This is a genomic window from Rhizomicrobium electricum (assembly GCF_011762045.1).
GTDB lineage: Bacteria > Pseudomonadota > Alphaproteobacteria > Micropepsales > Micropepsaceae > Rhizomicrobium > Rhizomicrobium electricum.
Genome location: NZ_JAASQS010000010.1, coordinates 114,211 through 131,315 on the forward strand (window position 1 = coordinate 114,211; position 17,105 = coordinate 131,315).

Annotated in this window: 16 protein-coding genes; 12 read left to right on the forward strand and 4 right to left on the reverse strand. The window is 63.9% G+C overall.

Features of this window, described 5'->3' with window-relative positions; genetic code table 11:
* The first annotated feature begins 158 nt into the window (after nucleotides 1–158).
* Nucleotides 159–1,244 (forward strand): DNA polymerase IV, encoded by a 1,086-nt coding sequence (gene dinB, locus FHS84_RS19140; protein WP_166937143.1) that lies wholly within the window; start codon nucleotides 159–161, stop codon nucleotides 1,242–1,244.
* 212 nt (nucleotides 1,245–1,456) lie between these two features.
* Nucleotides 1,457–2,644 (forward strand): hypothetical protein, encoded by a 1,188-nt coding sequence (locus FHS84_RS19145; RefSeq protein WP_166937144.1) that lies wholly within the window; start codon nucleotides 1,457–1,459, stop codon nucleotides 2,642–2,644.
* A 177-nt stretch (nucleotides 2,645–2,821) separates the two neighbouring features.
* Here the strand turns inward: FHS84_RS19145 and FHS84_RS19150 are convergent, their stop codons facing one another.
* Nucleotides 2,822–3,673, reverse strand: a complete 852-nt coding sequence (locus FHS84_RS19150; RefSeq protein WP_166937145.1) for a DUF72 domain-containing protein — start codon at nucleotides 3,671–3,673, stop codon at nucleotides 2,822–2,824.
* 124 nt (nucleotides 3,674–3,797) lie between these two features.
* On the opposite strand from FHS84_RS19150, the gene FHS84_RS19155 reads away from it, so the two are divergent.
* Nucleotides 3,798–4,256 (forward strand): (2Fe-2S)-binding protein, encoded by a 459-nt coding sequence (locus tag FHS84_RS19155; protein WP_166937146.1) that lies wholly within the window; start codon nucleotides 3,798–3,800, stop codon nucleotides 4,254–4,256.
* A gap of 41 nt (nucleotides 4,257–4,297) precedes the next feature.
* On the opposite strand, the gene FHS84_RS19160 is transcribed toward FHS84_RS19155, so the two are convergent.
* On the reverse strand, nucleotides 4,298–5,176 hold the full coding sequence (locus tag FHS84_RS19160) for a hypothetical protein (RefSeq protein WP_166937147.1): 879 nt from the start codon (nucleotides 5,174–5,176) through the stop codon (nucleotides 4,298–4,300).
* A 208-nt stretch (nucleotides 5,177–5,384) separates the two neighbouring features.
* On the opposite strand from FHS84_RS19160, the gene FHS84_RS19165 reads away from it, so the two are divergent.
* From FHS84_RS19165 to FHS84_RS19185, 5 genes are all read left to right on the forward strand, one after another.
* Nucleotides 5,385–6,347 carry a hypothetical protein gene (locus tag FHS84_RS19165; protein ID WP_166937148.1) on the forward strand — a complete coding sequence of 321 codons (963 nt, stop codon included), beginning with the start codon at nucleotides 5,385–5,387 and terminating at the stop codon, nucleotides 6,345–6,347.
* A 1-nt stretch (nucleotide 6,348) separates the two neighbouring features.
* Nucleotides 6,349–6,549: a DUF2905 domain-containing protein gene (locus FHS84_RS19170; protein ID WP_166937149.1), complete on the forward strand. Its 201-nt coding sequence runs from the start codon at nucleotides 6,349–6,351 to the stop codon at nucleotides 6,547–6,549.
* Nucleotides 6,550–6,660: 111 nt separating this feature from the next.
* Complete coding sequence (locus FHS84_RS19175) at nucleotides 6,661–7,809, forward strand: iron-containing alcohol dehydrogenase (protein WP_166937150.1); 1,149 nt, start codon at nucleotides 6,661–6,663, stop codon at nucleotides 7,807–7,809.
* A 48-nt stretch (nucleotides 7,810–7,857) separates the two neighbouring features.
* Complete coding sequence (locus tag FHS84_RS19180; protein WP_166937151.1) at nucleotides 7,858–9,738, forward strand: DUF5060 domain-containing protein; 1,881 nt, start codon at nucleotides 7,858–7,860, stop codon at nucleotides 9,736–9,738.
* Nucleotides 9,739–9,946: 208 nt separating this feature from the next.
* Complete coding sequence (locus FHS84_RS19185) at nucleotides 9,947–11,422, forward strand: DUF4344 domain-containing metallopeptidase (protein WP_166937152.1); 1,476 nt, start codon at nucleotides 9,947–9,949, stop codon at nucleotides 11,420–11,422.
* Nucleotides 11,423–11,479: 57 nt separating this feature from the next.
* Here FHS84_RS19185 and FHS84_RS19190 read toward each other — a convergent pair whose 3' ends face one another.
* A complete protein-coding gene (locus FHS84_RS19190) occupies nucleotides 11,480–12,349 on the reverse strand; it encodes an aldo/keto reductase (protein ID WP_166937153.1) in 870 nt (289 codons plus the stop codon).
* A 125-nt stretch (nucleotides 12,350–12,474) separates the two neighbouring features.
* Here FHS84_RS19190 and FHS84_RS19195 point away from each other — a divergent pair, with 125 nt between their 5' ends.
* The 4 genes from FHS84_RS19195 (at nucleotide 12,475) to FHS84_RS19210 (ending at nucleotide 16,498) form a co-directional block, all read left to right on the forward strand.
* Nucleotides 12,475–13,587: a glycosyl hydrolase gene (locus FHS84_RS19195; protein ID WP_166937154.1), complete on the forward strand. Its 1,113-nt coding sequence runs from the start codon at nucleotides 12,475–12,477 to the stop codon at nucleotides 13,585–13,587.
* A gap of 9 nt (nucleotides 13,588–13,596) precedes the next feature.
* Nucleotides 13,597–14,775 (forward strand): glycoside hydrolase family 130 protein, encoded by a 1,179-nt coding sequence (locus FHS84_RS19200; protein WP_166937155.1) that lies wholly within the window; start codon nucleotides 13,597–13,599, stop codon nucleotides 14,773–14,775.
* Nucleotides 14,776–14,858: 83 nt separating this feature from the next.
* Nucleotides 14,859–15,659 carry a hypothetical protein gene (locus FHS84_RS19205; protein WP_166937156.1) on the forward strand — a complete coding sequence of 267 codons (801 nt, stop codon included), beginning with the start codon at nucleotides 14,859–14,861 and terminating at the stop codon, nucleotides 15,657–15,659.
* The gene (locus FHS84_RS19210; protein ID WP_166937157.1) at nucleotides 15,656–16,498 is read left to right on the forward strand and encodes an aspartyl protease family protein; all 843 of its coding nucleotides are present in this window, start codon (nucleotides 15,656–15,658) and stop codon (nucleotides 16,496–16,498) included. The genes FHS84_RS19205 and FHS84_RS19210 overlap by 4 nt, the downstream gene beginning before the upstream one ends.
* Here FHS84_RS19210 and FHS84_RS19215 read toward each other — a convergent pair.
* Nucleotides 16,495–16,962 (reverse strand): hypothetical protein, encoded by a 468-nt coding sequence (locus FHS84_RS19215; RefSeq protein ID WP_166937158.1) that lies wholly within the window; start codon nucleotides 16,960–16,962, stop codon nucleotides 16,495–16,497. The genes FHS84_RS19210 and FHS84_RS19215 overlap by 4 nt on opposite strands.
* Between the last annotated feature and the right edge of the window lie 143 nt (nucleotides 16,963–17,105).

Below are 17,105 nucleotides of genomic sequence, written 5' to 3' on the forward strand. Positions count from 1 at the left end.
CCAGGATCCACTCAGACACAATTCAGATCTCGAAGTGGTTCCCGGATCGCGCCCACGTGCAAGCTTCGATAATTTTGCGGGCGCGTCCGGGATGACAAGTGGGGAGGACATTCCGTTCAGGAACATTATAGTGCCGCCTGCTGCTTCGCTTGTTCCCGATGTCCGATCCCGTCCGCAAGATCATCCATATCGACATGGACGCGTTTTATGCGTCGGTGGAACAGCGCGACAATCCCGAGTTGCGGGGCAAGCCGGTGGCGGTCGGCAGTCCCAGGGCGCGCGGGGTGGTGGCGGCGGCGAGTTACGAGGCGCGCAAATTCGGCGTGCGTTCGGCGATGCCGTCGACGACGGCGCTGCGCAAATGTCCGGACCTGATCTTCGCGACCCCGCGGTTCGAGGTTTATCGCGGCGTGTCGCGCCAGATCCGCGCGATCTTCCTCGAATACACGCCGCTGGTGGAGCCCTTGTCGCTCGACGAGGCCTATCTCGACGTCACCGCAAACTTGCGCCATCTGCCGAGCGCATCCGACACCGCCGGCGAAATCCGCCGTCGCATTTTCGAATGGACCGGGCTGACCGCCTCGGCCGGCGTCTCCTACAACAAGTTCCTCGCCAAGCTCGCTTCCGACTACAAGAAGCCGAACGGGCAGTTCGTCGTCTCGCCGGCGATGGGCGAGCGCTTCATCGCCACCCTGCCGGTGGCGAAATTCCACGGCGTCGGTCCGGTGACGGCGGAGAAGATGAACAAGCTCGGCATCCACACCGGCGCCGACTTGCGCGGGCAGTCGATCGAATTCCTGACCCGCCATTTCGGCCGCTCGGGCGCGTGGTATTTCGATATCGCCCGCGGTATCGACGAACGGCCGGTGGAACCGGACCGGCCGCGCAAATCCTCGGGCAGCGAAACCACCCTCCTCACCGATCTCACCGATCCCAACGAAATCGAAAAGGAAGTGCTGGGACAGGCCGACGAAGTCTGGACCTGGTGCGAGAAGACCGGCACGTACGGGCATACCGTCACCGTGAAGATCAAATATGCCGACTTCCGCCAGATCACCCGCGCCCGCACCTTGAACAAGGCGGTGCTGGCGCAATCCGATCTGCACGAGATCGCGCTGGCGCTCACCCGCAGCATTTATCCGCTCGAGAACGGCGTCCGGCTGGTGGGCGTGACGGTGTCGCATTTCCCGGCCGAGGACGGCGACGCTTCGGATCAGCTCGATTTCGATTTCGGCAGGATTTAAGCAACGCCAGTACCTGCGCTTCGCCGGCAGACAACCTTCGCGCGACGGCGCTACCGGCAACCCGAACGCACCGGGTCCCGCACTGGCAAGGGGCCGCATTTGGTAGCGATATCACCACTCCTGCGGCATAGACAGCGCTTACCACCGAGAGGGATACTGCCCCAGCGTCCGTCAACTCAAGCGGACGACAACAAGATTTGAGGGGAGGATTTATGAACAAGTGGATCGTGGCGCTCTGCGCAGGAGCGCTTATGGCGGCGTCGGCCGTAGCGGCGGAAACCAAGAGCGGCGACATGCTGGATCATATGATCCTCAGCGCCAGCGGCGACTCCTGGACCGTGTGGGGCGCGCCGGGGGCCGTGCGCGACGATGCCGGCGTCAAAGGCGGCAAGATCACGCGCGTGACTGCCAAAAAGGGTGCCAATCCCTGGGATGCGCAGGCCTCGACGGTCGTGCCGCAAGCGGTGCAGAAGGGCGATATCATTCTGGTCGCTTACTATGCGCGCGTCGAAACACCACCCGCCGGTGCCGCCACCGCCAATATCCCGAGCGCCAGTATCGGCCTCAACAAAGCCCCCTATACCAGCTTTGCGAGCGAGCCGTCGGCGCCGAACGGAACCTGGGGCGTCTATTACACGTCGGGCGTCGCCGAAGCCGATCATCCGAAGGGCAGCCTCAATTTCGGCATCCAGCTCGCTGCGGCCGATCAGGTCGTCGATCTCGGCCCGGTCTTCATGTTCAATCTCGGACCCAATTGGGATCTCACCAAAATTCCGCACAACAAGCTGGCCGCCGCCGCGCCGGCAGCCCCTGCTGCGCCTGCCGCGGCCTCATCGCCGGAAGCCGCTTATGCCGCCGATCTCGCCAAGCTCCGCACCAAGCTGCCGGTCAAAGGCGTTTTGATCAACGATCCGACGCAAATCTATTCCTACGGTCCCGACATCACCGAGACCCAGATCGCTGCGGCCGACATCACCGGCGGCAAAGCCAAGCGCATCGTGACCAACAAGGCAGGCGCTCATCCTTATGACGACGGCGCGTCCAGCCCGATCTCGGCCGCCATCAAGAAAGGCGATGTCGTGTTCGCCGCCGTGCTGGTGCGTGCGACGGAACCTGCGCCGGGCGCGCAGGCGGCTCTGATTCCGGAACTCGGCGTGCATCTGGCGGGCGCACCCTACACCGCCATCGCCACCTCGTCGGCGACCGCACCCAAAGGCCAGTGGACCTGGGTTTATGCCAGCGGCGTCGCCACGACCGATTACGCCTCCGGCACCACCGGCTTCGCCATGCAGCTCGGCGGCAGCGCACAGACTCTCGATATCGGCGCCGTCTACGTTCTCAATCTCGGACCGGGCGTCGACACCAACAAGCTGCCGAACAATTTCGGCAAGCCGTTCTGATCGGACGCTATGGGGGAAATGGGACCCGGTACGGGATGCCGTGCCGGGTCTTTTTTTTGTGGTGGTAAAGCACTCGAACAATAGCTCCGCGTTCTTTCCTCCCTCGCGGATATCAAATCGAAGACCCGCACTTTGTTCGGATAGCGGGGGAGGAAAGACAGATTCTCGTCAGATTTCCTATTGCAGCTTTTGGATCAGCCTTTGCGCGTCGAACGGCGCTTTCACCTTGGCATCGTTGTCGAAATAGACGAACACGTCGCGCTTTTTCTTGCGTCCCGGTTTCCCCACCCGCGGACCGTCGGCAATTCCGGCCGAGGTCCAGGCCCGGATGCGCCCCGCCCAGGTGTCGAGCGCTTTGTCGGTATAACCCGAAACATAAAGCCGTTCGGAGCCGTGCAAGCGGCAATAGACGAAATCGCTGGTCTCATCCATCAGACACGGCCATTCCACCGTGTCGGCGACGACCAGCGCCACGTCGTATTTTTTCAAGAGCGCGATGAAGGCCGGATCGCGAAAAGACTCGTTGCGGATTTCGAGCGCGTGCCGCACCGGGCGTTCGGCATCGGTCCTGGTAAGCACGCTGCCGAGGCGGCCGTCGTTCTTGCGAGCCAGCGCGGCGGCTTCGCGGGTGGTGTGCGGCAGCAAAGCCAGGAACGTCTCCAGCCGCTCCGGATCGAAACGGAAACTCGGCGGCACCTGCCACAACAGCGGACCGAGCTTCTGCTTCAGCGCCAGAAGACCGGAAGCGAAGAAATTGGCGACGGCCCGATCCGCCTCTTTTAACCGGAGGACATGGGTGATGTAGCGCGGCGCCTTAACCGAGAACATGAAGTCGTCCGGGGTCTGATCGTACCAGGCGGAAAAACTCGCCGGCCGCTGCAGCGCATAGAAGGTGCCGTTGATCTCGATGCTGCGGAAGGTGCGCGAGGCGAACGGCAGTTCGTCCTTCTGGCGCAAGTCCTCGGGATAGAACACGCCCCGCCACGGCTTGTAGCGCCATCCCGAAATGCCGATCCGGACCTCTGCCATGCTCACTCCCGTCGCGGTACACAACCCGCACGGGCGGGCCCCGGTTGCAATGCCGCGGAAGGACAGCCTATTTCACGCCGAGGCTCTGCTATAAGGCCATCCCGCCGGAACGGTCGAAGCTCCCATGCGCTACACGCTGAATGTCAACGGTCAGGATTGCAGCGTCGATGTCGACGCGGATACGCCGCTGTTGTGGGTGCTGCGCAATTCCCTCAATCTCAAAGGCACCCGGTACGGCTGCGGCAAGGGCGAGTGCGGCGCCTGCACGGTGCATATCGACGGCGTTCCCAAGCAGGCGTGCCAGACGCCGATATCGGCGCTCGGAACCTCCAAGATCGTCACGCTCGAAGGCATCGGCGATACGGCAGCAGGCAAACGCGTTTTGGCGGCATGGATGAAGGCTCGCGCGACCCAGTGCGGCTATTGCCAGGGCGGACTGATCATGGCGGCCGCCGCGCTGCTGGCGGAGAACCCGAAACCCAATGACGACGAGATCGGGAACGCGATGGAAGGCCATCTCTGCCGCTGCGGGACGTACGCGCGCGTCCGACACGCGATCGAACTGGCGACCGATGAAAAGTGAACGCACCCCCGGCCGAAAAACCCGGCCGGGGATGGCTCTTCTTACATGCGCGTATCGTGAACGTGCCCGGCGGTCTCGGCACGCCAGTTCCAGGCCGGCATTCCGCCGCGCTGACGATCGCGTCCGCCTTCGACGGCCGCATACCACGCCACCGCCGCACCGAGCAGCAAGCCGGCGGCAGCCATGAAGGCCTGCAACACGGCCGCGACGCGGGCGCGATGAAGTTCCTGTGCCGAGGCTGCGATCACCCGCTCGACGCGCGCGGCCGCGGCATCGGAGGACAAACCGGTACGGTCGTAGACCATCGTCGCGAGGTAGTTACGCTCCTCGGAACCGATGCCGACGTGACCGTTGCTCTTGAGCAAGATCCGCGAAGCTTCGGCGCGCCGCGCCGCCAGCAGATTGGCGTCGGTGGTGTTGCGCGTCGACCGGAACAACTCGTCGAGCTCCGAGGCGATGATGTTTTCGCCGGCGGTCGACGCCCCCGGCCCCATGGTGCCGCCCGACGGTGCCATCATCGGCGTCACGGCGGCCGCTCCGGCCAGACCGATCAGCGCGGTGATGAGGATCGCAAGGCCCCAAGTGACGAGGCCGTGCACGCCGTCGCGGAACTCGCTTTCATGCACGGTCGGCGTGCGGAACGCGGTGCGCATCCGTCCGGCGATGTAGCCGCCGAAGCCGAAGGCGCACAGCGCCACCAGGATCAGGAACAATCCCGACAGGATCCACAGCCACGCACTGGAATCGCGCCAGGTCGGGGCCGTCGACACCACCGACAGGCCGATACCGGCGCCGAACGCCAGCAAAGTGAACGATATTCCGGCCGCCGCGATCGCACCGGCAATCACGCTCGACCACTGCACGAACGGCGCTGCGCCGTCGCTTGCCGCCTGGGTCGGCGGAATGCTCGCGGAACTCATCAGCGCAGTCCGAAAAACGAAAGAATGGCGACGATGACGACGACGAGTCCAACCAGATAAATGATGCCGTTCATGGATTTTATCCCGCTTTCATGTGTCCGGGTGAACGGCCCGCAGGCGCAATGGTTCCGACCGCGGCAGCATGCGCGTTTGGGATGCCCCGCGCCTCGCATAAGATCGGCCCAAGAGTTCCAGCGGGAGAACCTTCGTGAAACGGCTTGTTGCGACGACAGCATTCCTGGCACTGGTGGCGGGTGCGGCCACGGCCCAGTTGCAGCAAAGCAACGGTTCCGGCGGCGCCGTCGGACCGGCCCCGATCACCAATCCCGGTGCCGGAAACCCGCCGAGCTACAAGGACCCGTACGCCGGCAAGAAAGCCAAAGCGCCGAGCAAGGAAGATGTCCTGCGGGACGCCGCCGCGCTGGCGAAGCCGCTGTTCTGCGAGGTCACCGACGCCAAACTGCTCGCCGACGGCAACGCCGACATCAACGGCAAATCGGTGCATGTGCGCACCTACGAGACCGCGTGCAGCAACGGTCTCGGCTATTTCCTGGTCGATCAGGCGCCCGAACCGATGGTGGGCTTCTCCTGTTTCGGCGCCGACGCCACCCACGCGGCCGACGTCGCGGCAGGGCGCGAGCCGCAGCCGACCTGCAGCCTGCCCGCCAATGCCGACGTGAAAAAGGCAGCGGGCGCGGTGCTTTCCCGCCTCGGCCTGCAATGCACGGTGACGGCGCTGCGCCCGATCGGACGCGACACCAAAGCCAATACCGAACTCACCGAAGCCGCCTGCAGCGGCGGTACCGGATATATCATCGCGAGCCCCCTGCCCGGTGTGACGCAACCGGTTTCGGCATTGAGCTGTCCGGACTCCTATCGCCGCGGCGTCGCCTGCAAGCTGTCGAGCAACGGCGCGCCACTGGTGACCCTCGACACGTTCAAACAGGCTTTGAAGCAACACAACGTCGCCTGCACGGTAGAGGACACACGCTTGATCGGGCGCCAGAACGCCTCCAAACGCCATGTCGTCGAATTCAAGTGTCCGGAACATCCCGAGGGCCTCGTCGCCTTCATCCCGCTCGAGGATTCGACCGCCCCGTTCGAAACGATGGGCTGCTCCGATGCCGGCTATAAGCACCATATCGTCTGCTCGCTGACGCAGCTTCGCTGACATGGCGCGGCTGCTGATCGTCGGCGGCGTGGTGCTGATCCTGGCCGGACTGGCGTGGCCCTGGCTGAGCCGACTCGGCCTCGGCCGCCTGCCCGGCGACATCCTGATCCAGCGCGGGCAGACGAGTTTCTACTTCCCGATCGTGACCTGCATCATCGTCTCGGTGGTGCTGTCGCTGCTGTTCTGGCTGTTCCGAAAATAGACAGATGAGCGATTTCAGGGGCCAATCGCTCACAACTGCGGCAAGGCGCAACGTGGCCATAAGCGCTCAAATGCGGATAATCATCGCGCATTTCCGATCAGGAGCGCTCCCATGGGCTTCCGCCTGTGCTTCCCCAAAATCAACATCAGCGGCGCGGGCTGCCTCGCCGAGGTCCCGGCCGAACTCGTCAAACGCGGTCTCAAGCGGCCGCTGATCGTGACCGATGCGGTGCTGGTGAAAGCGGGCGTGGTCGCGCCGCTGATCGCGGATCTGCAGATGGCCGATCTGGCGCCGGTGGTATTCGACGGCGTCATTCCCAATCCGACCGTCGCGGTGGTGGACGCGGCCTACGCGGCCTTCAAGAACGGGCGCTGCGATTGCGTCCTCGGCGTCGGCGGCGGCAGCCCGATCGACACCGCCAAGGCGGTGCGGATTCTCTCGGCCAATGCGGGACCGATCACGCTCTATAACGGCATCGGCAAGGTCGGCAAGGAAGGCGCCTTCCTCGTCGCCATCAACACCACCGCCGGCACGGCGGCGGAAGTCACCTCCAACGCGGTCATCACCGACACCGCCAACGCGGTGAAGATGGTCATCATCGACGCCAACATCATTCCCGACATCTCGGTCAACGATCCCAAGATGATGGTCAGCGTGCCCAAAGGCACCACCGCGGCGACCGGCATGGACGCCCTCACCCATGCGGTGGAAGCCTATGTCTCGGTCGGCGCCCATCCGCTCACGGATCACGCCGCGCTCGAAGCCATCCGCATCATCGCGCAATACCTGCCGCGCGCGGTCGCGAACGGCCACGATCTCGTCGCGCGCGAACAGATGGCCTATGGCGAATTCATCGCCGGTCTCGCCTTCAACAGCGCGGGGCTGGGCCTTGTCCATGCCATGGCGCATCAGCCGGGCGCGGTGAAGGATCTGCCGCACGGAGTCTGCAACGCCATTCTCCTGCCGGTGGTGGAAGCCTTCAACCGTCCGCATGCGGTCAAGCGCTTCGCCCGGATCGCCGAAGCCCTGGGCGTCGAAACCGCCAATCTCAACGACGAGCAGGCAAGCCACGCCGCCATCGAAGCCATCCGCGATCTATCGATCAAAGTCGGTATTCCGAAGGGCTTCGCCGAACTCGGCGTGACCGAGGCCGATCTCGCCGATTTCGTGCCCAAGGCGCTCAAAGACCCCTGCGCCGGCGGCAATCCGATTCCGGCCACGGCCGACGACGTGCTGAGGCTGTACAAGCAGGCGATGTAACGGCTTCGTCGATTGCGAGGCACCAAGCGCACCGCTAGGCTGCCGCGCATGAAACGAATGCTCTGCGCGCTTGCGGTGCTGGCGCTCGCCTTGGCGAGCCCGGCCCAGGCTTCGCTCAAGCGCGGCGAAGCCCATGTCTGGGACACCCAGGAAATCGTCCTCGCGGCGGCCAAGGATTACGCCAATCCGTACGCCGACGTGACGGTGTGGATCGACCTCAAGGGACCGGGTTTCGACAAGCGCGTCTACGGCTTCTGGGATGGCGGCCGGACGTGGCGGGTGCGCTTCGTGGCAACGGCGCCGGGCGACTGGACCTGGACCGCCCATTCCGATCATCCCGACGACGCCGGTCTCAACAACGGCAACGGCGCCCTCAAAGCGGTGGCGTGGAACGCCGACGAGATCAAAGCCAATCCCAACCGGCGCGGCTTCATCCGCGCGACCGCCAACGGGCATGCTCTTCAGTATGCGGACGGAACGCCGTTCTTCATCGTCGGCGACACCTGGCTGGCGGCGTCGACGTGGCGGCTGCCGATGACCGGCGCCGATCCGCGCAGCGCGTACGCACCGGGCCCCGGCATCAGTTTCGAACAGGCGATCGGCTATCGCCAGCGCCAGGGCTTCAATTCGATCAGTTTCATCGCCGCGTTCCCCAACTGGGCGAGCGACGCGCACGGCGCCACGTATGACGATGCCAAAGGCGTCGGCATCCGCAATGCGTGGGAGAAATTCGGCGTCTGGGCGCCCGGCGCCAAGATCTCGACCGGCGACGGCGCCACCACCACGGCGAAGAACATGGAAGACGAAGCGGGCAATGTCGCGTTCCCGCTGCTCAAGCCCGAGGATTGGCTGTCCGATTTCGACCGCATCAATCCGGCGTATTTCCGCAGCCTGGATCGCAAGATGCGCTTCCTCGCCGATAACGGCTTCGCACCGATGTTCGAACCGGTACGGCGCGATACCGGGCCGTCATGGAAAGCCTATTTCGATTTCAACAAATCCTACGCCCGCTTCGTCGGCTATCTGCAGGCGCGCTACGGCGCTTACAATCTGTTGTTCAGCGGCATCCATCTCGACTGGCTGACGCCGCGCTACGGCCTGTCCGGCGCCGAGTACAACGGCGCCCTCGAACAATGGCGCCAAACCTACGGTGTGATGCCGTTCGGCCAGCCGGTGACGGCGCTGATCGACACCTCGACCTATCGCGTGTTCGGCGATCCCAAGTGGCTCACCATGCACACGGCCGGCAACCGCCCGCGCGACCACGGCATCTATCCGATGATGGAGGAGAGCTTCCGCCTTTCGCCGGCAAAGCCGCTCGCCAATATGGAGCCGTATTACACCGGCTGGGATCACACCATGAATTCGCCGGCCGGCGAACGGCCGGAGCCCGATTCCGATCGCGACATCTATTTCGCCCGCGCCATGATGTACGGCTCGGTGCTGTCGGGCGGACTGGCCGGGCATGTGCACGGCACCGCAGCGTATGACCTCACCTCGACCGGCGAGCCGGCGGGCTGGCGGCCGTACATCTGGGACGCGCTGAACTACCGCTCGGCCGGATACATGGCGCATTTGCGCGACTTCGTGCTGTCGGAAGGCGCACGCTATCAGGATCTGACACTGGCGACGGATGCGCTTTCTCCGCGCGCCAGTACGAAGGCCGTTGCCGACGGGCTCGACGGCTGGTCGTTCCTGATGCGCACGCCGGACAAGACGTTCGCGCTTGCCTATTTCGAACGCAAAGCGGCGGCACCGAAAATCGCCGGTATGAAGCCCGGCGCGCGCTATCGCTGGGTCTGGTTCGAACCGCAAACCGGCGGCTGGAGCAAAGCGATCACGCTCACCGCCGACGCCAACGGCGTGCTGCAAACCCCGGCGCTGCCGAGCAAGGACGACTGGGCGGCGAAGATTCTGGCAGCGAAATAGACTCCTGCACACGATCCAACAGCCATAAACCCAGCACATGCCAAGCAATTGATCTAGATGGCATTATCTCTAACGCAGAATTTCCTATCGAGCTACTACTAGCGCCGGAAGCGGCCTTTTGGCTCACACATGCGGTGGAATACCCATGTAAAGTGTGCGGGGGGTCCGCAGCATTCGTGCCGATCGGACTGCTTGTTCGGGGGCGAACATGGGCCGGAATAAACTCGGCGTCATTCTCAGCGTAATGATTTTTATAATCGGTATCGCTCTTGGAGCGCTGCTGATGTCGGGCGTGCTGAATCCAAGCATTTCGGTTTTTAACTATGAGCACGGATCCATCGCCACCGAGGCGCCATCCGGCTTGCTCGATAAAAGCGAGGAAGGGCTTCCGGCCGCCAGCATCAAGCACATCAACAAGGAAGCAAAAGACGCGATCTTCTTCACGGTTCTCCATGAAACCGGCCATATGTTCATCAAGGAACTTGATCTGCCGGCAATTGGTCCGGAAGAGGATGTCGCCGACGAATTCGCCGGCTTCGTCCTGACGGAAGCGATCAAGAACGCACGTACACCTGAAGAAAAGCACGACTATCGCATGGTCGTGGTGGATGGTCTGAATTTCTGGTATCTCAGCGCCCAGTTTCACGGCCTGCCCAAAACCGCAGCCGTATGGTCTGACGAGCACTCCCCCGATCTGCGACGTCTCTACAATATCTACTGCGTTGCGACCGGCGCTGATCCGGGCTTCTTCGCCCCGCTGGGCGCCAAGCTCGGGGTGCCCGACGACCGCGTCACCCGCTGCGCCGACGAGTATCAGCGCAAACTCGGGTCATGGCAGAAACTGCTTGCCGAACATCGAAAGAGCTTCATTGACCGGGTGCTCAATCGTGGCGGAAAACTGAAGCTTTCCATCGAGCCGAACGGAAGCGCTGAATACCAGGCGATCGAGAACATGTACCTGTCGAACGCCATCCAACCGTTATTGGATGTAGTTTCCGACAACCTCGCGCTCCCGGAAAACGTCAAGGTCGTCGCGAAGAAATGCGGCACGGTCAACGCCTACTGGTCGCCATCCGACAAGGCGATCTACATGTGCCACGAGATGGCATCCTACACCGTCAGCCTGTTCGTTCTCGCAGAGTTGAGCCATCTCGACCAACAGGCAAAAGCCCCCCGGCCGAGCCGGGGCAACGAAACTGCAAACAAGACAGACAGCGACACCCAGCAAAAAGCGCCGAGAGACACCACCGCGCCATCCGCTGCCAGCAACGGACCGGCGCCGGCGCCCACTTCCACAGCGGCAAATCAACCACCCCAAAAGCACGGCGGCTTTCTGATATTCGCCTATAGAAAGCTGGCCTTGAAACGCAAAATCAGCGATCTGCAATACCGGGAAATGGTCCTTTCCATGCAGATCAAACTGATGGAAGAGAAAATCGCCGATGCCCGGACGACTTTCAGCGCCTATAACTCATCGCTGCATAACGCCGACACCGTGGAAAAGGCGCACCAAGCCGAGGAAACGTATGTGGCGCAGTTGAATCAGAAGATAGCTGGCATGAGACAGGAGGTCGAACAGATCGACGCCGAGCTACTGCAATTGAATGCCAAATTGAAGGAAGTGGAAAAGCAGGACGAAGAACAGGCCAAATCCGCTCCCCCAAAATTCGGCCAAGGCGGATAAGGGAGAGCGATTTAGCCACTGCTCCTGTCAGATGACCTTCGCGACAGCGGTACGATATTACGGCATCCGCTCGCCGCGGGCGGCTTCGACGATGTCGTACCAGTCGCGGCGGCTGAGATTGACCTTGAGGCCGTCGATGCATTCGCGGGCGCGCGCTTCATTGGTGGTACCGAGGATCGGCGTCACCGCCGCGGGATGGGCCAAGAGGAACGCGATGGCGATCGCATTCGGCGAGACGCCGTGAGCGGCGGCGAGTTTCGCCAAAGCGGCGCGAACAGCTGCAAGGTCCGCCGGTCCGTTCTCGGCGAGACCGCCGCGCGCCAGCGGCGACCATGCCGCCACCGCGATGTCCTCGGCCATGGCCTGATCGAGCGTGCCGTCGAACAAGGGATCGACATGGCCGGCGGAGAATTCGATCTGATGGGCGATCAGCGGCGCCTTGAGGAAGCGCTTGAGCGCAGCGACTTCGGCCGCGGTGTAGTTCGACACGCCGACGCATGCGATCTTGCCTTCGCGCACCAGCTCGTCGAGCGCACCCGCCACCTCGGCCGGATGGGCGAGAAGATCGGGACGATGGACATAGAAGAGATCGACGCGCTCCATGCCGAGCCGCTTGAGCGAAGCCTCGCACGCCGCCTTCAGATACGGCGCCGACGAATTGTACGGCGTGCCGGGGGCGCATCCGGCCTTGGTTGCGATCATCGCCCCGTCGAGCAGCCTCGGCGCCTTGGCGCGCACCGCTCCGAGCAGTGTCTCCGCTCCGCCGAAACCGGACGCGCCGCCATAGACGTCGGCGGTATCGAGATGGTCGATGCCGCTCGCGCGCACGCGTTCGATCATGGCGATGGCTTCGTCCACCTGGTCCGCCGTGAAGCGCCAGAATCCGTAAGCCAGTCGCTTCTTGCCGCGTTCCGAGAGGGCCAACATGGTCTGCTCCGTAAATTTCACTGCCGAAAGGGAACGGTAAGCGCTGTAGTAAGCGTTGTCACGTCCGGGCGGGGTGGATAGTATCCCGGCCGTTTCAAAGCAATAGAACAACGCGGAGAGAAACGGTGCGCGCCCATTTTTCTACCTGGCTCGTCGCGGCCGGATTGAGTGTATCGGCCACGACATCTTTAACGGCAGCACCCGACGCGGCCGAAATCCACGGCAAGAAAACTGCGATCCTCTCCTATATGGCGCAATTGCCCGCGCAGAAGAAGACGCTCGCCGGCGTCCAGGTTAACGAGTTCGAGGTCTACATCGATTGCACGTCGGCGGACCGCCTCACCGAGATGACCGGAAAGCGCCCGGCGGTGCTCGGCCTCGAGCTGATGAACGCTATCGCCTATCCGCCCTACCCGTCTTACTTGATCGACCGGGCGTTGACCCAAACCGCCGCAGGCGGCCTCGTCACCATGGCGTGGCACCAGCGCAATCCGGTCGAAGTCTGCCAGCGCGGCGAATACTACGAGTGCGCGAAGAAGGCGATGAGTCCGGAAACGCTGAAGGCCGTGCTGACGCCGGGCACCAAGGAAAACGCACTGTGGCTTGCCGACGTACGCGCCATGGCCAAGACCCTGCACAAGCTGCGCGACGCCGGCGTGGTGGTGCTGTTCCGCCCCTATCACGAGATGAACGGCGGCTGGTTCTGGTGGGGCAAGCAGGAGGCGCTGCCGGAACTGTGGGACGCGCTCTATGACGAACTCGTGGTGCGCGAGAAACTCGACAACCTAATCTGGGTGTGGTCGACCGACCGCGATGCGCCCGATGCGGCGAAGTATTTCCCCAAGCGGCACAAGCCCGACATGGTCGGCACCGACATGTACGAGAACGACGCCGACACGCCGAAATTCGCCGCCGCCAAAACGAACCTGACCAAGCTCGGCGGCGCCGCGCCGTTCGCCGTCACCGAAACCGGCAAGGCGCCGGGCGCCAAGGTGCTCGACGCGATCAATCCGAGTTATGTGCTGCTCTGGGGCGATCACCTCAATGTCAACTGGACGTGGAACGGCGACTGCCCGCAGTGCAACAAGCCGGGCGAGGTCGCCGCTTTCATCAAGTTGCCGCGCATCGTCACGCTCGACGAAATTCCGGCGGCGCTGAAGACAACCATCGCCAGGGACACCACCAATCCGCGCCCCTTGCACAAATCCAATCCGGTCTGCCCGGCCAAACTGCGTTAGGAACAATCGATGTTCGAAGCCCGCGACTTCTCCGCCCGTCTCGAAGAACTGACCAAGGCGCATCAGGCGCTGATCGCCCGTCCCAATCATCCGGTGGAGAGCCACAACGGCATCTACCGGCGCTGGGCCAATCCGATCCTGACGGCGGAGCACGCGCCGCTGTTCTGGCGCTACGACCTCGATCCGAAAACCAATCCCTTCCTGATAGAACGGCTCGGCATCAACGCCGCGTTCAATTCCGGCGCGATTTACAAGGACGGAAAATATCTCCTGGTGGTGCGCGTGGAAGGCAACGACCGCAAATCGTTCTTCGCGGTGGCCGAAAGCGAGACCGGCGTCGACGGCTTCAAGTTCTGGGATTACCCGGTCGCGATGCCGGAAACCGGCGAGCCCGACACCAACGTCTACGACATGCGCCTGACCGCGCATGAGGACGGCTGGATCTACGGCCTGTTCTGCACCGAACGCAAAGACACCGCCCAGCCCAACGACGAGAGTGCGGCGGTCGCCCAATGCGGCATCGCGCGGACGAAGGATCTCGTGAGTTGGGAACGCCAGCCCGATCTGGTGACGCATTCCGGCCAGCAGCGCAATGTCGTGCTGCATCCCGAATTCGTCGACGGCAAATACGCGCTCTACACGCGTCCGCAGGACGGCTTCATTTCCGTCGGCTCGGGCGGCGGCATCGGCTGGGGCCTGACGGTCTCGATGAACCCGGCGGTAATCGACAGCGAAATCGTCATCGACAAGAAGCGCTATCACACCATCAAGGAAGTGAAGAACGGCCAGGGCCCGGCGCCGATCAAGACGCCGAAGGGCTGGCTCCACCTCGCCCACGGCGTGCGCAATACCGCGGCAGGCCTAAGATATGTGCTGTACATGTTCATGACCGCCCTGGACGAGCCCTGGCGCGTGACCCATTCGCCGAGCGGCTATTTCATCGCCCCGGAAGGCGCCGAGCGGGTCGGCGACGTCTCCAATGTGGCGTTCTCGAACGGTTGGATCGCAAACGAGGCGGGCGAAGTATTCATCTATTACGCTTCGTCCGATACGCGCATGCATGTTGCGACATCGACGGTGGCACGCCTCGTCGATTACGTCATGAACACGCCGTCCGATCCTTTGACCTCGGCCGGATGTGTCCAGCAGCGCAGCGCCCTGATCGCCCGGAATCTCGCTCTGAAATAGGTAGTCGTCCGTACGATCCGTACGATTACGCGTGACACCGCACCGCCGTCTCCGCGCGCGAGCGCGGGACTACGCTTGCGGCCATGGGACGGCTCGCAATCATCGGTTTCGTGGCGTTCGCCGCGGCGGCGCATGCGGGCGGCTACGACGATTTCAGTGCCGGCATCGATGCCAACAACCGCGGTGCGGCCGGCGTCGCGGCGATGCATTTCACGCGCGCGATCACGGCGGGCGATCTGCCGGCGAGCTATCTGCCGGCGGCGTATGTGGGACGGGCCCGCGCCGCGTTGCGGCAGGAACAATGCGCCGAAGCGGTGCGCGATCTCGATGCCGCCATCGTCCGCAAACACGATTTCGCCGACGCCTACTCGTTGCGCGCCGAAGCGCATGTCTGCCTCGGTCAGGACGGCGCCGCGTTCGCCGATGCGGATGCCGCGGTGCGCCTCAGGCCGGCGGCGGGCTATCTGTTCACCCGCTCGCGCCTCAACTGGAACCGCGGCGCCTTTGCCGAAGCCCATGCCGACGCCGAAACCGCGGCCACGCGCGATCCGGGCAATGCCTATTTCCGCTTGTGGTCGGCAGTGACCGCGACGGCGCTGGCCCGCCCGAAATCCATCGACGGCGCCGGAACCGCCACCATTGGCGACTGGCCGGGCCCCTTACTCGATCTGTTCGGCGGGCGCATCGCGCCGGAGGCGGTGTGGCAGGCGGCGGCGAACGACAAGGGACGCGCCTGCGAGGCCGCGTTCTACATCGGGGCGTGGAATCAAGCGCAGGGACGGCCGCAACTCGCCAAGAACCTCTATGCACGCGCGGCGGCCAACTGCCCGCGCAACTACGTGGCGTTCGATGCGGCGCGCCGGGCCTTGAAGAGGCTGGAATGATGCGCATCGCCCTTCTCGCCTTTTTCGCATTCGCCGCAGCCGCCTTGGCCGCACCGCCTTGCACGCCCGAAGCCTCCTGGACGCTCGAACCCGATTGGTACGGCGGCATGACCGTGCCGGTCGCGGTCGAAGGCAAGCATTTGTCGCTGCTGGTCGACACCGGCGGCGTGCGCTCGATGTTGACGGGGTCGGCCGTGGCCGATCTGAACCTCACCCCGAGACCGATCCGCAACGAACGCGTGACGCTGTACGGCGGGCTGCAAGTGACGCATTGGGTGCGCGTCGACGGCGCCGGAATGCCGGACCAGTTCTGGGTGATGCCCGACGCGCGCGTGCCCTATGCCCTGTCCGGAACTTTGGCGCCGGATTTCTTGTCGCGCTACGACGTCGGCTTCGATTTCGCCCACGCCCGCATGCGGCTCTACGCGCCCGGCGCCTGTCCGGCCGGGAACGCCATCCCGCTCAAGCCCGACCGCACCCGCCATCTGATCGTGACCGTGATGCTCGACGGCAAGCCGATCGACGCCATGCTCGACACCGGCGCCTCGCGCTCGGACTTCAGCCTCGAAACCGCCCGCGCCTTGTTCGGTACAGCCTTGCGCGAACAGCCGGCGGAGCGGGCCGACTGCGAGCGCGGCGTCTCCACCCACGCGTTCCGCCAGATCAGTATCGGCGGGGTGACGATCAACGATCCCGACATCGTGCTGGTGCCCGATGCCATCGGCGGCAGACCGGCGGACTCGCCGCGGCTGGTGCTGGGAATGGGCATTCTGCGGCGCCTGCACCTGACGGTGTTCTACAGCCGGAACAGGCTCGCGGTCGCGCGCGCCACGCCCTAGGAATTCGTGGACTTCTCGCGCCGCCGGAGGCCGCCGCCCCAGATCCAGTACGAGGCCTTTGCCGCTACCCCCAAAGTCAGCCCGACCACTACGGCGGCACCGGCCAGCATCGGCACAATCGCGTCCGGCGGCGGACCGGCCCCTTCCATCACGGCCAGGAAAATCGCGATCCCCAGCGCCGGGACCAGCGGCAGCGTTACGAACACAGCCGCCAGCAGGAACGACCCGTCGAAGCTGCCGTGATGGGTGAAGCGGTAGAACACCAACAGCCACGCCGCTTTCAAGAAGATGCACATCAGCACCATTCCGGCGGCGGCCGCCAAACTTTCGGGAATGGAGAGCGCCTCAACCCCGGCATAATAGAGGAAATAGAACACCGCGACCGAGCCGGTCGCGATGAGAGTCGCCCGCGGCCAGCGCCGTACCAATCCCCAAAAGAAATTTGCGTGCCAGCGGATGCCCATATCCCTTCCCTGGCCCGGACCGTATCACCGCCGGCCGGAGTTGGCTAACCGGAGTTATCCGCCAGTTCGGCGCAGAGCCGCATCCACGCTGGGCATAAAAAAGGGGCGGTCGCCTTGCCAACGACCGCCCCGAGAAGGCACTT